Origin of the sequence: Aeromonas sobria (assembly GCF_006243315.1) — a bacterium.
In the GTDB taxonomy this organism is placed as follows: domain Bacteria; phylum Pseudomonadota; class Gammaproteobacteria; order Enterobacterales; family Aeromonadaceae; genus Aeromonas; species Aeromonas sobria_A.
This window is the reverse complement of sequence record NZ_NKWE01000017.1, coordinates 113,116-127,876: the sequence shown is the minus strand read 5'-3', so window position 1 is coordinate 127,876 and position 14,761 is coordinate 113,116. Positions and strand designations below refer to the sequence as shown.

Sequence of the window (14,761 nt, the reverse complement as noted above, 5' to 3'; positions counted from 1 at the left end):
AGGATAAGAAGAGGTACCTTATGAATCTTTTTTCACACGCAGCCCGACTGGAACAAGCTAACACCCCGTTCGCCATTGCCCAGATCATCGAGAGCCGTGGCTCTACGCCCCGCCATCAAGCCCAGATGCTGGTGATGGCCGATGGCCAGATCCTCGGCACCATAGGCGGCGGCATGATAGAGCGGCTGGTGATCGAAGAGGCGGTGGCAGCCATTGCCGAGCGCAAGCCGCGCATCTTCCACGGCCGGATGGCCCGCAACGGCGAGCATGCGGTGGGGTCGGATTGCGGTGGCGCCATGTCGGTCTATATCGATGTCTACGGCCTGCGCCCCCGTCTGGTACTGATCGGCGCCGGTCACGTCAACCGGGCGCTGGCCCATGCCGCCGCGCCGCTCGGCTTTGATATCCATGTGGGCGACTGCTTTGAAGGGAGCCTCAACCCCGATCACTTTCCCGCCGGTACTCATCTCAAGCAGGCCGATACCATCAGCGCGGTGATCGAGGCGCTGGCCATCGAGCCCGCCAACTTCGTCATCATCGCCACCAACCATCAGGACAAGGAGGCGCTGGATCGACTGATCAGCCGTCCCCTCGCCTATCTGGGGCTGCTCGCCAGCAAGCGCAAGGTGCAGACCTTCACCCAGGCCCTGCGCCAGCAAGGGGTGAGTCAGCAGCAACTGCAGCGCTTGCACGCCCCTATCGGCTACAACATAGGTGCCGAAACCCCCGAGGAGATCGCCATCAGCATCCTCGCCGAGCTGCTCCAGGTGAAAAACGGCAAGGCAGGTGGCCTGATGCAGGATGATGTGCGCCTCAAGCGGGATCAACTGGTGGTGATGCGCGGCTCCGGCGATATCGCCACCGGGGTGGCGCTGCGGCTGCACAATGCCGGTTTCAAGGTGGTGATGCTGGATCTCGACAAACCCACGGTGATCCGCCGCACCGTCGCCTTCGCCCAAGGGATGTTTGACGGCGAAACCAGCGTCGAGGGAGTGCGCGCCAAGCGGGTCGAGAGTATCGAGCAGGCGTTCGAGCAGCTGGATCGGGGCATTATCCCGCTGCTGGTTGACCCCGACTGCGCAACCCTGAGTGAGCTCAAGCCCCGCTATCTGGTGGATGCCATCCTGGCCAAGCAGAACCTCGGCACTCACAAGGAGATGGCCCCCATCACGGTGGCCCTCGGCCCGGGCTTTGAAGCGGGGCGCGACTGCGATGCAGTGATCGAGACCAACCGCGGCCACCATCTGGGGCGGGTCATCTATCAGGGCCCCGCCCAGCCCAATACCGGCATTCCCGGGGTGATTGAGGGACACTCCGCCCGTCGGGTGGTGCGCGCCCCCGCCCCCGGGGTGATGAAGAGCCTGATCAAGCTCGGCGATCTGGTGCAGGAGGGGGATGTGATTGCCCATGTGGGGGATACCCCCATTATCGCGCCGCTCTCGGGCATGGTGCGGGGGTTGCTGAGCGATGGTATCGAGGTGCCGGTAGGCTTCAAGATTGGCGATATCGACCCCCGCGGCGAGCGCGCCGATGCGACTACTGTCTCTGACAAGGCCCGCGCTATTGGCGGCGCCGTGCTCGAAGCCATGATGCATTTGGCCAAGCGCAGATAAGGGCCGACTCACAACCTGTCGGCAAGGCCCGCGTTATCTACTGGCGGCGCCGTGCTGGAAGCCATGATGCACTTGGCCAAGCGCAGATAAGGAATGAGCAACGCGTCGCTGACTCGCAACCCGCCACACAAAGGAAAGCCCCACCGTCAAGGTGGGGCTTTTTTGGTCGGTCGCGTTACTGCGCTCAAACATGTATCACGGCGTGACCCGCTGCAAACGCCAGGCACGAAACGCCAGCACCGCCAGGGTAATCGCCGTCAGGGGTAACACGAAGCCGATAAGCGCCGCACTGAACTGGCTTTGCAGCGGACTGGATGTGGCGTGCAGGATAAGCCAGGTGGTGTAGCCGATGTAAAAGGCCAGAAACAGCGCCCCTTCCCAGCGGGCGATGGTGTAACCGGTAAAGAAGATGGGCAGGCAGGCGATCGCCACCGCAATCATCACCGGAATATCGAACTGCAGGGCGGTGGCCGACACCTCAAGCCCTCCCGGCGTCACCATGGAGGTAAGCCCCAGTACGCAGAGAATATTGAAAATATTGCTGCCTACCACGTTACCCACCGCGATATCCCGCTCACCGCGCAGGGCGGCAACGATGGAGGTCACCACTTCCGGCAGCGAGGTACCGGCTGCCACTATGGTGAGGCCAATCACCAGGTCGCTCACCCCGAAGTAGTGGGCAATCTCTACCGCGCTGCCGACCAGCAGCCGGGAGCCCAGGATCAACAGCCCCAATCCTGCCACGATAAAGCACAGGTTACGGGGCAAGCTTGCCGGGGTCACCGGCTCTTTTTGGCCAAACTCCTGCTCATACTCGGCCTGCACGGCCTTGGTTTCACGGCGGCTCTGGACAAACAGAAAGACGGTGTAAGCAACGATACCGGCAAACAGCAAGGCACCTTCGAAGAAAGAGATACGGCCATCCCAACCAAACATCAGCACCAGCAGTGAAATGGCGATCATCAAGGGCACATCGAAACGCACCAACTGCTGGGAGACCACCAACGGCACGATCAAGGCCGAGACGCCGAGAATAAACAGCACGTTGAAGATATTGCTGCCGACCACGTTACCCACCGCGATACCCGCCTGTCCCTCGAGGCCAGACTGAATGCTCACCGCCAGTTCAGGGGCACTGGTCCCAAAAGCTACTATGGTCAATCCCACCACCAGCGGGGAGATACCCATCATGGTGGCGAGGCGCGATGCACCCCGCACCAGAGATTCAGCCCCCACCACCAGACACACCAGGCCTATGGCCAACCACATCAGCGTCATCATACGGTTTCATCCTTGCCGTTAAGTTCGTTGAAATAATCACATTGAATCATATACCTGCGCGCCAACGCAGCTATGTAGCGCCATTGTAACGAGAGGCGGGTCTGCTGTCGCGGGCTCTTTTAAGAGCACCTTGAACCACGCCAGATTAGCCCCAGCGCCGGATCGCTGACCGCTCAACCGTGCTTGATGCGGGTCTCCCCCGCCACCGACACCACGGAGCGCTTGCCCTTGCGGCTGATCACCAACAGCGCCAGCACGATAAGGGCGATGCCGCTCCCCTCCACCGGCCCCGGGTTTTCCCCAAGCAGCCACCAGGAGAGCAGCACGCCGGTCACCGGCACCGCCAGGGTGCTGAGGCTGGCTACCCCTGCCGGCAATTTTTTCAGCACAAACAGCCAGAGACTCCAGGCGATGGCGGTGGCAAAAATGGCGCTATAGGCCAGCGCCCCCATCACGTAGGGCTGCCAATCGATGGGCCGCTCCGGCACCAGCGCCGCCACCAGCGCCATCACCACGGTGGCGTAGATCATCTGCCAGGTGGTGAGGGACATCAGATCCACTCCGGGGTGGCGGGCATACATCCGCTTGGCGATGATGGCGCTGATCCCCCAGCAGATGCCGGAGGCAATCCCCAGCAGCGCGCTCTTGAGGGATTCAAGGTGCAGCAGCCAGGGCTGGATCACCAACAGCAGCCCGCAGGCCGCCACCCCGACCGCCAGATAGTGCAGCTTGCGCAACCGCTCCCCGAGAAACAGCGCCGCGAGGATCACCACCCAGAACGGCATGGTGTAACTCAAAATGGCCACCTTGCCCGCCCCGCCGCTGATAAGCGCCCACTGGGCCAACCCCACCATGCCGCAGGTCTGGAACAGGGCGATGGCCAGGGTGTAGCGAAACGGGGTGGGTTTGAGATAACGGCGCCCGCGCAGGGCCTGCACCAGCAATAACACCAGGGAACCGCACAGGCAGCGCAGGGCGGTAAACTCGAAGGCCCCCGCATAGAGCATCACCTGCTTCATCACGATCCAGCTGTAACTCCAGATGGCGGTGAGCAGGATTAACCCCACCAGCGCCGCCATATTGATCTTTGTGCTCATTTCGTACCACGCATTGCTCTGCCTTACGCCTTTTTCTGCGGGTTGGTCAATCCCTTATCGGGGTGGCCATCTTACCCCTGTGCTGGCGGGCTGCCCACGATCTACGTGGCAAATAGCCTGCGGGCAAATCGACCTCAGCCACGGTGGCGCCCGTGCCAAAAACAGCAGGGGGCCAAGGCCCCCTGTCTATCAAGCTGCCATCGCGCAGCACGCTACAGGCTGATCAGGGTGCCGGTCTTGCCAGCGATCCCCTCGGCAGCCTTCTCCAGCAAGGTGATCAGGGATTTGCGCCCCGGCAGGGAGCTGGCGAACGAGAGCGCCGCCTCCACCTTGGGCAACATAGAGCCCTTGGCAAACTGCCCCTGAGCGATAAAGCTGTTGGCATCCCCCACGCTCAGCTGATCGAGCCACTGCACATCGGGCTTGCCGAAGTTGATGGCCACCTTCTCCACTGCGGTGAGGATGATCAGCATGTCGGCATCGATCAGCTCCGCCAGCTTGGCACTGGCCCAATCCTTGTCGATCACCGCACTGGCACCGCGCAGGTGGTTGCCTTCGCGCAGCACCGGAATACCGCCCCCCCCGACGGTGATCACCACCTGACCGGCGGCCAGCATGGCGGTAACTGTCTCTTTTTCGATGATGTTAATGGGCTTGGGGGATGCCACCACCCGGCGATAACCACGACCGGCGTCCTCCTTGAGATGCTCCCCCTGCGCCATCAGTACCTCGGCCTCCTCCTTGCTGAAGAAACCGCCGATGGGTTTGCTCGGATCGAGGAAGGCGGGGTCGTTTTTATCCACCTCAACTTGCGTCACCAGAGTAGCGACCGGCTTGTGGATGCCGCGCGCAAGCAGCGCTTCGCGCAGGGCGTTTTGCAGGTCATAACCGATGTAGCCCTGACTCAGGGCCACGCAGACCGACATCGGCAGATGGGGGGACTTGGGCTCGTGGCGGGCCGCCACCTCGAACGCCTGCTGGATCATCCCCACCTGCGGTCCGTTGCCGTGGGTGACCACCACTTCGTGCCCCTGGGCGATCAGGTCGGCGATGGTGCCCGCCGTGCTCTGCACCGCCTTCATCTGCTCGGGCAGGTTGTTACCCAGAGCGTTGCCCCCCAGGGCCAGTACGATACGCTGTTTCATCTTGTGCTCTCCGATGATAAGGGTGGGCCGGCGTCATTCCGGCTCGGTTGTTCTGTCTATTGCTGTGCTGTTTATACCGTTCTTGCAGCGGCAAAAACGGCCCCACCCTAGCGAGTTGCCAACTGTGTGGCGCAAGGGGATGGCGCACTGACCGCTTTGCCCAGCAGCGGATCAACCAGCTGCGGATCAAAAGGTGCCCGCGCCAAAAAGCGGCCGTGACCCCGTTGTCCGGTAAATTCGCCGTCGCGGGCCACGATCTCGCCGCGACTCAGGGTCATCCTGATCTGGCCCAGGCAGCGCATCCCCTCGTAGGGGCTGTAGTCGCCGTTGTCGTGCAGCGCGGCATGGCGGATCAGGGTCTCGCCACGGGGATCCATCAGCACCAGATCGGCGTCGGCCCCTGGTTGCAAGTTGCCCTTGCGCGGCCAGAGGCCAAACAGGCGCGCCGAATTGGCGCTGGTGAGCGCCACAAAGCGCGAGGGCGAGATGCGCCCGCCGAGCACACCGTGGGCAAACAGCAGCAGCATCCGGTTCTCGACCCCGGGTAAGCCATTGGGGCAGCGGCTGAAATCACCGCCTGACAGGGTCATGCGCTGGGCGTGGGAGAAGTTGCAGTGATCGGTCGCCACCGTATCGATATCGCCAGCAGCGATGCCGACCCACAGCTTGTCCTGCTCGCTGCGCCCGCGCAGCGGCGGGCTCAGCAGGAAGTCGACCCCGTCTTCGCGGTAGTAGCAGCTGTCATCAAGCAGCAGATATTGCGGGCAGGTCTCCACCCAGACCGGCTGACCCTGACGGCGCGCCAGTTTCAGATACTCCAGCCCCAGTCCGTTGGAGAGGTGGACGATATAGAGCGGCGCATTGCCCGCCAGCCCCGCCAGATTGATCATCCGGGCGATCGCCTCCGCCTCGCACTCCAGCGGACGGCTCTGCGGGTGATACCAGGGTTCATGGTGGCCCGCGGCCAGCAGGGCCGCACGGCGCGCCGTGATGGCGGCATCGTTCTCGGGGTGGACGGTGGCGAGCGCCCCCACCTCTTTGAGGCGGGCCAGGGCGCGCAGCACGTCATGGTCCCCCAGCTTGTACTGGTAGGTGAGGTAGAGCTTGAAGCTGCTGATCCCCTCCTCCTGCACCATGGCGGCCATTTCGTGGAGGATGGCGTCATCCACATGCTGGATCACGCCATGAAAGCTGTAGTCGATCACCGCCTGATCGGCGGCGTAATCGTGATAGCGGGCCAGCTGGTGATGCAGATTGCACCCCGCCGGGCCAAATCCCATGTGATCGACAATGGTGGTAGTGCCACCACAGGCGGCGGCACGGGTACCGCTGAAAAAGTCATCGCAACTGCGGGCAATCCCCACATCGATGTTGAAGTGGGTGTGGACGTCGATGCCGCCCGGCATCACGTAGCAGCCGCTGGCATCGATCACCTCGGTCTCGCCATCGGGCTGGATATCGGCGGCACGCGCGCGGATCACCCCGTTATCGATCAGCAGATCCTGACGATACTCACCCTCCGAGTCGACCAGCACACCGTTTTTGATCAGCCGTTTCATCCCCACCACCTCAAACCTCCCATCGCGTCAAACAGCAAGGCCCCGCCTCAACACAGACGGGGCACTTGCCACACTTGCAACAGCCGGGCGGCGATAGCGGTCACCGCCCGGCAGCCCCCTTACTTGTCCAGCTCGGCCAGATAGAGCATGGGGATCACGGCGTACATAGCGGCGCACTTGACCAGATGCTCTTTCCAGGTCTTCTCGTTCGGCGCGTGGGCTTCGGGCTCTTTACCCGGGCCAAAGCCGATGACCGGAATGCCGTGGCGACCCATGATGGAGACCCCGTTGGTCGAGAAGGTCCACTTGTCCACCACCGGCTCCTTGCGAAACAGCTGGGTATAAGCCTTGGAGAGGGTACGGACTGTGATGTGATCCTCTTCCACCTTCCAGGTCGGGAAGTAGCACTCGGTCGGGTAAACCAGGCCGGTGTAGGCCGGACGGTCGTACTGGTACATGGAGACCTCGGCACCGGCGGCTTGTACCGCAGGCAGGGCGCGGATCTCATCCAGCGCACCTTGCCAGCTCTCGCCCCAGGTGAGGCGGCGGTCGATGGAAACGGCGCAGCTGTCCGCCACGGCGCAGCGGCTTGGTGAAGTGAAGAAGATCTCGGAGACAGTCAGGGTGCCCTTGCCGAGGAAGTCGTCATTGCCGAGGTTGTGACTCAGCGCCTGCAACTCACCGAGGATCGGGCCCATTTTGAAGATGGCGTTGTCACCGCGCTCCGGCGCAGAGCCGTGGCAGCTGACACCCTGAACTTCCACGCGGATCTCCATGCGGCCACGCTGGCCACGGTAGATCTGGCAATCGGTCGGTTCGGTACTGACCACGAACTCGGGGCGGATCTTGCTCTGCTCTATGATGTACTGCCAGCACAGACCGTCGCAGTCTTCTTCCTGCACGGTGCCAGTCACCAGCAGGGTGTATTTATCTTCCAGCCCCAGATCCTTGATGATCTTGCCGGCATAGACCATGGAGGCCATGCCCCCTTCTTGGTCAGATGCGCCGCGACCGCCGATGATCTCGTGATCTTCCATCCCCTCATAGGGGTCGAAGGTCCAGTTGGCGCGGTTGCCGACCCCGACGGTATCGATGTGGGCATCCATGGCGATCAGGTGCGGGCCGTGGCCGATATAGCCCAGCACGTTGCCCATGGGGTCAATCTCGACCTTGTCGAAACCAACCTTCTCCATCTCCTGCTTGATGCGCAGCACTACCCGCTCTTCGTCGCAGCTTTCACTCGGGATGGCGATCATATCGCGCAGGAACTGACTCATCTCGGCCTTGTACTGGTAGGCCTTCTCCAACACCATTTCAAACGGAATTTGCTTGCTCATTGTGATTCTCCATAACAACTGAGAGTGCGCGGCCTGTTCGTCGACAGCGCCCTGTGCCCGTTACCGCGCCCCGTTGGCGAGGCGCGATCAGTTCTTCAATTCGTGTTTCTGCTCTTGCAGGGAATTACTCGCAGCCGGGGTTAGTCGCAGGCTGGATGTTTGCCTTCCCACACCACTTCGCGGTAGTGCTTCACGTCGGTATCCCCTTCGGTGTTGATGATCAGTACCACCGAGTTGCTATCCAGCCCGAGACGCGCCATCAGCGCCGCGCGATCCGGGTGGTGACGCACCGCCGCCAGCACGCCGGTGCCGACCGAGCCGGATTCGCCGGAGATGATGCGGGGATCATTGCCAAGGGGGTTGCCCAGCACCCGCATGCCCAGCGCCGACACCTTGTCGTGGCAGGAGATGAACTGGGTGGTGCAGCTCTTGAGCAGCGGCCAACCGAGCGGATTAGGTTCGCCGCAGGCGAGACCGGCCATGATGGTGCGCATATCGCCCCCCACGTTAACCATCTCCCCCGCCACGCCGGAGCGGTAGATACAGTCAGCCTGATCCGGCTCGATAACTATGCTGTGCAGGTTTCTCGCCCCGAAGCAGTCCACCAGATAACCGAGCACCCCGCCCGCCAGCGCCCCGACCCCGGCCTGCAGCAGCACGTGGGTCGGCTGCTTGATGCCCATATCCTGCATCTGCTCGACCGCTTCGTCGGCCAGGGTGGAGTAGCCCTGCATGATCCAGGTCGGGATCTTGGTGTAACCCTCCCAGGCGGTGTCTTGCACTATGTGCCAGCCGCGCTCTTCGGCCATCTTCATGGTCAGGCGCACTGTGTCGTCGTAGTTCATGTCGGTGACGATGCACTCGGCACCCAAATTCAGGATGTGATCCACCCGCTCCTGCGCCGAGCCCTTGGGCATGTAGACCACCGCATGCTGGCCCACCTGTTTGGCGGCCCAGGCAACGCCGCGGCCGTGGTTGCCATCGGTGGTGGTGGCGAAGGTCATCGGCTCCTTGATGGTGCGTTTGATCAGATCGAAGGAGAAATCCTCGATGGCCACCCCGTACTTTTCACAGAGCAGGTTGGCGATGGCATAAACACCACCCAGCATCTTGAAGGCATTGAGGCCAAAGCGCTTTGACTCGTCCTTGACCAATATATTTTTCACCCCGATATAGGCGGCCAGATCGATAAGGTCGCACAGGGGGGTCGGCTCATAACCGGCCAGTTTTTTATGAAAGGCACGAGCCTTTTGTGCTTCAACACGGGAAAACAGCGGTGATGGCTCGGCGGTAAAAAAGCGGTTATCGGCAATATCCATCTTCAGAGAAAATTGGGACATGCTTACCTCACTAGGCGTTACCTGACAAAGAGCTGCCTCGCCGGGAGATCCGTTATTCAGATGCCACGGGGAGAAAACTCGAAATAATGAATTCGACAGCGTGGGCAGGATGAATATCCACCCTGCCCTGCCGTTATTTATTTCACCCGCTTTTGCGCCTCTTTAATCAGATTTTCCAGGGTTTCTGCCGGGGCGGAGAATTTACGGGCCATGATCATGGCGGCGATAATATAGGGCTTCCAGCTCGCCTCTTTATAAGTGGCGATACGGTATTTCTCGAATACCCCTTCGGTCACTTCACCCTCTTTGCAGGAGACACCGGAAATATCGGCGGGCAGGCAGTGCATATAGAGCGCCTCGCCACCCTTGGTAAGGGTCATCATCTGCTCGGTGCAGTGCCAATCCTTGTGCTTGGCGTTCTGCTCCAGACAGTGTTTCTCCAGATCTTTGAGGCCAGCGTGGTCATTGGCACGCAGCAGCTCGGTACGCTGCTCCATTACCTTGTAGGGGGCCCAGGACTTGGGATAGACGATATCGGCACCCTTGAACGCCTCTTCCATGGAGGTGACCTGACGAAAGCTGCCGCCGGAGGCTTTGGCATTCTCTTTGGCTACTTCGATCACGTCCGGGATCAGGTCATACCCTTCCGGGTGGGCCAGGGTCACGTCCATGCCGAAACGGGTCATCAGACCTATGATGCCCTGCGGTACGGAGAGCGGCTTGCCGTAGCTGGGGGAGTAGGCCCAGGTCATGGCAATCTTCTTGCCCTTGAGGCTCTCCAGACTGCCGAAGTGCTCCTGCAACCAGGCGAGATCAGCCATGGACTGGGTCGGGTGATCAATGTCGCACTGCAGGTTGACCAGTGCCGGACGCTGGGGCAGCACTCCCTTCTCGAACCCTTCATCCAGTGCGGCGCCCACTTCACGCATATAGGCGTTACCGGCACCGAGGAACATGTCGTCACGGATCCCGATGGCATCGGCGCAAAACGAGATCATGTTGGCGGTTTCACGGACAGTCTCGCCGTGGGCGATCTGGGATTTGCCCTCATCCAGATCCTGTTGCGCCAGACCGAGCAGGTTGAGGGCAGAGGCATAAGAGAAGCGGGTTCGGGTGGAGTTATCGCGGAAAACCGAGATACCGAGCCCGCTATTAAACAGTTTGGTGCAGATATTTTCGGCGCGCAGGGTCTTGAGGGATTCGGCCAGTTTCAATACCAGCTCCAGCTCCTGAGGGGTTTGCTCCCAAGTCAGCAGAAAATCTTTTTCATGCAGGTTGGATTTGAGTGCTCTGATCTCTTTGATTAATTCGTTAACTGCTTTCATCGTTCGCCCCAATCATTGGATGAGATATGGATAGCTCCCCTTTCACTCACGATGTCACCAGCATCCCGGTTGTGGGTGAGCTCATCGGTTAGCGTCGATGTAAGGCAATCAATAACCGTGCCAAACCAATAAAATGCAGGCAGATATTAATAAATGGCGAAAGTATGTGATGCCAACCACAAAAACAGCGGCTATTTCAGCGGTTTATTCCATAAAACGCCAGATACCTCTGGCCGACTCATCACTCACCAGATGATCATAAATAAATTGCCTCTCCCGATGGGGTGAGAATTATCATTCGGCCCGTTCTACCGGGGTTGAAATGATATAATCTGGCTGACCATTATCATTATGAGAATTCAACAGAGTGCGTTGATATCTGCGTTATATATCCCGGGCCCCGGGAGACAGTCCCAAGGGCAACGCCGTCCCGGCGCAACCTTTCATCTTCAGCACATCGGCGCTCATCACATTGGGGCGAGGCATGACTCAATAGCGCAGCTCCCCGTGTTTGCCTGGTGGGTTGCAGCGGTTGTTCACTGTCGCAGGCCCGCAGCTACGCCCGGCTGCCGGGTTGATTGAGATCACAAGGCGTTCACTGTGCCACGACAGATGGATGAGCTCTCCCGTTACTGACACCTGATAGGCAGCGTGATAAGCTCTCGCACTCACCATAAGCACACCTTCTCTACCTACTAAGTGAAAGCAGACCAGTTCGGCAGCTGAAAGCGGGTAGACTTGGTGCCAGTTTTTCCAGACGAGATGAATTAATGAGAAGAGCAGTGATCACCGGTATCGGCGTCATCTCCAGTATCGGCAACAACAAGGAAGAAGTGCTGGCCTCCCTGAAAGCAGGTAAATCCGGCATCACCTATTCCGAGCAGTTCGAGCAGCACAGCCTGCGCAGCCGTGTCTGGGGTAACATCAAACTCGAGCCGTCTGAACTGATCGACCGTAAAGTCATGCGTTTCATGGGTGACGCTGCGGCCTACGCCTACCTCTCCATGCAGCAGGCCATTGAAGATGCCGGTCTGCCGGAAGATCAGGTCTCCAACGAGCGTACCGGCCTGGTGGTTGGTTCCGGTGGAGCCTCCGGCAAAAACACCTCCGAATCTTGCGATATCGCTCGCGAGAAAGGAGTCAAGCGTGTGGGCCCGTACATGGTGCCGCGCACCATGTCTTCCACCACCTCTGCCTGCCTGGCGACCCCGTTCCAGATCAAGGGTGTCAACTACTCCATCAGCTCTGCCTGCGCGACCTCTGCTCACTGCATCGGTCACGCCATGGAGCTAATCCAGCTTGGCAAACAGGATGTGGTGTTCGCTGGCGGCGGTGAAGAGCTGGACTGGTCCTCTACCATCCAGTTTGACGCCATGGGCGCCCTCTCCACCAAGTACAACGACACCCCGGAAAAAGCCTCCCGTACCTATGATGCGAACCGTGATGGTTTCGTTATCTCCGGTGGCGGTGGCATTCTGGTGGTTGAAGAGCTGGAACATGCGCTGGCCCGTGGTGCTCATATCTATGCCGAACTGACCGGTTACGGTGCCACCTCCGATGGCTACGACATGGTTGCCCCGAGCGGTGAAGGCGCGGTGCGTTGCATGAAGATGGCGATGCAAGGTGTTGGCACGGTTGATTACATCAACACCCACGGCACCTCCACTCCGGTTGGTGATACCAAAGAGCTGGAAGCTATCCAGACACTGTTTGGCACCAAGGGTCCCAAGATCTCCGCCACCAAGGCGATGACCGGCCATGCGCTGGGCGCCGCGGGCGTGCATGAGGCTGTCTACTCCCTGCTGATGATGGAACACGGCTTTATTGCCCCCAGCATCAACATCGAGACCCTGGACGAGAAGGCTGAAGGCCTGCCCATCGTACGCGAGTACGAAGAGGCCGAGCTCAATACCATCATGTCCAACAGCTTTGGCTTTGGCGGTACCAACGCCTCTCTGGTGTTCAGTAAGTTCAAAGGCTGATATCCGGGTGATATAAAAAGCGCCTCAGGGCGTAATCACCAACAGCTTGGGATCTTTTGATTGGTCCTCCAGATCTGAAAAAATCCGAAACCACGTGAGTTGGTTTCGGATTTTTTATTTGCCTCTATTCGTATCACCCCAGCATCTTCTCGCCCTGTCATCCCCTCCTTATCCCAATCTACCGCCCTATAACCCCACATATCTCCATCCCGTTGTTCAACCAGAACTACGCTGCAATCTCTGATGGCCTACTTCAATATGAGCCTTTCAACACATCATTGGGACCTAGCCATCAAGAACCTTATTTGACCTAATCCCGCTCTGAAAGAACCGGAATTTTCGATGCAACATGCAGAAAACAGCTGCACTCAACAAGCCGTCACTGTGGTAAGTTGGACCAAAATGGAACTTATTGAGGATCCTATGCCTATTTCCCCGCCCCCTTCTACCTTTCACTGCCCCAAATGTGGCTGGCACAAGACGATCGCCCCCAAGAGTGACGTAATGGTACGGGGCCACACCTGGTTTGAAGTCTGTCCCGAGTGCAATCATGGGTCACTGGAAAGAACCCCAGCCACCATGGTTGAGCGAGCAATGGCAAAGCTCAGGGATGTGGTGGGGAAGTGACCATCATGAGCAGATGGCCACTCAAGCTGATTCACCACATGCAAAATAAGCCAGAAACCATAAGCTGATTGCGTAGCCACAGATGCCAGCTATTCATCCGATAGAAAAGGAGATCGTCGTTGAACTTTGAACAGTTGAAAACCCGTCACCGCACCCTGCGTGAGCACTCCCCCGGCAACCTCAACCTGCGGGTTCATCGGGCATTAAGCTGGCTGCAGCGCGCTGAAATGGCCGAGGATGAAGATGGCCGCTTTATCTTTCTCTGGATTGCGTTCAATGCGGCTTATGCCACTGAAATCGATGACGATCGTCGCCTCTCGGAACAGGAGACCTTCAAAGGCTTTCTGGAGAAACTGTGTGACCTGGATGAGCACAAGCAGATCGAGCAACTGGTCTGGCAAGAGTTCTCGGGCAGTATCCGCATGCTGCTGGACACCCCGTTTGTACTGCAAAGCTTCTGGGATTATCACAGCGGTAAGATCAGCGAAGCCCAGTGGAAAGAGCGGCTGGCACAGGGTAAGAAGATGGCGACCCTGGCGCTTGCCAGCGGCAACACACCGCAGTTGCTGGGTGTGGTGTTTAACCGCCTCTATACCTTGCGCAACCAACTGATCCATGGCGGTGCGACCTGGAACAGTTCGGTCAATCGCAAACAACTGAAGGATTGTGCCAACCTGCTCGGCAAACTGGTACCGGTGATCATCGACTTAATGATGGCTCACCCCGATAGCCTGTGGGGGGATGCCTGTTATCCGGTGGTAGAGATGGCTGGGTAACCAGAAACACGATGGCGGGAACGTGAGTGCCCCGCCTCTTCAATCCGTCCGATCTGACAGATAGAAAGCCCCGGCCAGCAGACCATAGACCAACCACACCCGCTCATCCCTGCCCAGCAGTACACCGAGTAATACTTCGCCGCTTGCCAGGGAGTCCCCATGCCAGAAGCACCAGATGGCCGCTTCTACCACATCCAGCCAGCTGGCATGGCCCAGCTGATTGCGTGACTTGCGTCGCCAGCTGCCGCGCACCACGGCGCCGCTATTCGGTGATCTGGCCGCCAGCCCCCGCTGCTCCATCACACTTGGCGTGAGTCCATCCAACTTGGCCTGACGGCTGCCGCGCCCTCCTCGCAACAATTTATCGAGTAGCAGCGCCAGCAAGCGAAACGCATCCTGATCTTCAAAACAGGCCTCTCCCCCCAGCAAGTCGGCAGCACCGGCCATCAGTAGCTCACGTCCCTGATAGATGGGCAGTAACGTGCGATCCAGCCGATGTTGCTCGATATGGATCGCCAACGCCGTCACGACTGCCAGCGGTGACGTTTCACCCTCTTGGTGAGACGCTCCTTTGCTAAGCAAAGATGTCAGCTCGGTGACTCGCTCGGCTGACAACAGGCAACAGATCCCCTTGATCAGGGGCATGGCCGCCTGACCCGATAACAGAGTTGAGTTCATA

11 protein-coding genes are annotated in these 14,761 nt (G+C 59.5%); 3 read left to right on the top strand and 8 right to left on the bottom strand.

The window, feature by feature from the left end; all coding sequences use genetic code 11:
- Positions 1–20 precede the first annotated feature (20 nt).
- Positions 21–1,613 (top strand): selenium-dependent molybdenum cofactor biosynthesis protein YqeB, encoded by a 1,593-nt coding sequence (gene yqeB / locus CF137_RS04470; protein ID WP_139718166.1) that lies wholly within the window; start codon positions 21–23, stop codon positions 1,611–1,613.
- 195 nt (positions 1,614–1,808) lie between these two features.
- On the opposite strand, the gene CF137_RS04465 is transcribed toward yqeB, so the two are convergent.
- The 7 genes from CF137_RS04465 to ygeW all read right to left on the bottom strand — a co-directional run bounded on the left by CF137_RS04465 (position 1,809) and on the right by ygeW (position 10,697).
- Positions 1,809–2,894 (bottom strand): calcium/sodium antiporter, encoded by a 1,086-nt coding sequence (locus tag CF137_RS04465; RefSeq protein ID WP_139718165.1) that lies wholly within the window; start codon positions 2,892–2,894, stop codon positions 1,809–1,811.
- A 173-nt stretch (positions 2,895–3,067) separates the two neighbouring features.
- Complete coding sequence (locus tag CF137_RS04460; protein ID WP_139718164.1) at positions 3,068–3,991, bottom strand: DMT family transporter; 924 nt, start codon at positions 3,989–3,991, stop codon at positions 3,068–3,070.
- A 212-nt stretch (positions 3,992–4,203) separates the two neighbouring features.
- Positions 4,204–5,136, bottom strand: a complete 933-nt coding sequence (gene arcC, locus CF137_RS04455; protein WP_139718163.1) for a carbamate kinase — start codon at positions 5,134–5,136, stop codon at positions 4,204–4,206.
- Between the two features lie 107 nt (positions 5,137–5,243).
- Positions 5,244–6,695: a dihydropyrimidinase gene (gene hydA / locus CF137_RS04450; protein ID WP_240038509.1), complete on the bottom strand. Its 1,452-nt coding sequence runs from the start codon at positions 6,693–6,695 to the stop codon at positions 5,244–5,246.
- Positions 6,696–6,814: 119 nt separating this feature from the next.
- Complete coding sequence (locus CF137_RS04445) at positions 6,815–8,032, bottom strand: YgeY family selenium metabolism-linked hydrolase (RefSeq protein WP_139718162.1); 1,218 nt, start codon at positions 8,030–8,032, stop codon at positions 6,815–6,817.
- 140 nt (positions 8,033–8,172) lie between these two features.
- Positions 8,173–9,372, bottom strand: coding sequence for a diaminopropionate ammonia-lyase (gene dpaL / locus CF137_RS04440; RefSeq protein WP_139718161.1), 1,200 nt, complete (start codon positions 9,370–9,372; stop codon positions 8,173–8,175).
- 137 nt (positions 9,373–9,509) lie between these two features.
- The gene (gene ygeW, locus CF137_RS04435) at positions 9,510–10,697 is read right to left on the bottom strand and encodes a knotted carbamoyltransferase YgeW (RefSeq protein ID WP_139718160.1); all 1,188 of its coding nucleotides are present in this window, start codon (positions 10,695–10,697) and stop codon (positions 9,510–9,512) included.
- A 770-nt stretch (positions 10,698–11,467) separates the two neighbouring features.
- On the opposite strand from ygeW, the gene fabB reads away from it, so the two are divergent.
- The gene (fabB, locus tag CF137_RS04430) at positions 11,468–12,679 is read left to right on the top strand and encodes a beta-ketoacyl-ACP synthase I (protein ID WP_101319878.1); all 1,212 of its coding nucleotides are present in this window, start codon (positions 11,468–11,470) and stop codon (positions 12,677–12,679) included.
- Positions 12,680–13,425: 746 nt separating this feature from the next.
- Positions 13,426–14,082: a HEPN domain-containing protein gene (locus tag CF137_RS04420; protein ID WP_139718158.1), complete on the top strand. Its 657-nt coding sequence runs from the start codon at positions 13,426–13,428 to the stop codon at positions 14,080–14,082.
- Positions 14,083–14,121: 39 nt separating this feature from the next.
- On the opposite strand, the gene CF137_RS22250 is transcribed toward CF137_RS04420, so the two are convergent.
- A complete protein-coding gene (locus tag CF137_RS22250) occupies positions 14,122–14,760 on the bottom strand; it encodes an ADP-ribosylglycohydrolase (protein ID WP_240038508.1) in 639 nt (212 codons plus the stop codon).
- Between the last annotated feature and the right edge of the window lies 1 nt (position 14,761).

Bases quoted from the DNA above. Each gene is read 5' to 3' on its own strand.
- CF137_RS04445 (WP_139718162.1), bottom strand. From the start codon at position 8,032: ATGAGCAAGCAAATTCCGTTTGAAATGGTGTTGGAGAAGGCCTACCAG.
- CF137_RS04465 (WP_139718165.1), bottom strand. From the start codon at position 2,894: ATGATGACGCTGATGTGGTTGGCCATAGGCCTGGTGTGTCTGGTGGTG.
- CF137_RS04460 (WP_139718164.1), bottom strand. From the start codon at position 3,991: ATGAGCACAAAGATCAATATGGCGGCGCTGGTGGGGTTAATCCTGCTC.
- fabB (WP_101319878.1), top strand. From the start codon at position 11,468: ATGAGAAGAGCAGTGATCACCGGTATCGGCGTCATCTCCAGTATCGGC.
- CF137_RS22250 (WP_240038508.1), bottom strand. From the start codon at position 14,760: ATGAACTCAACTCTGTTATCGGGTCAGGCGGCCATGCCCCTGATCAAG.
- yqeB (WP_139718166.1), top strand. From the start codon at position 21: ATGAATCTTTTTTCACACGCAGCCCGACTGGAACAAGCTAACACCCCG.
- ygeW (WP_139718160.1), bottom strand. From the start codon at position 10,697: ATGAAAGCAGTTAACGAATTAATCAAAGAGATCAGAGCACTCAAATCC.
- dpaL (WP_139718161.1), bottom strand. From the start codon at position 9,372: ATGTCCCAATTTTCTCTGAAGATGGATATTGCCGATAACCGCTTTTTT.
- hydA (WP_240038509.1), bottom strand. From the start codon at position 6,695: ATGAAACGGCTGATCAAAAACGGTGTGCTGGTCGACTCGGAGGGTGAG.
- arcC (WP_139718163.1), bottom strand. From the start codon at position 5,136: ATGAAACAGCGTATCGTACTGGCCCTGGGGGGCAACGCTCTGGGTAAC.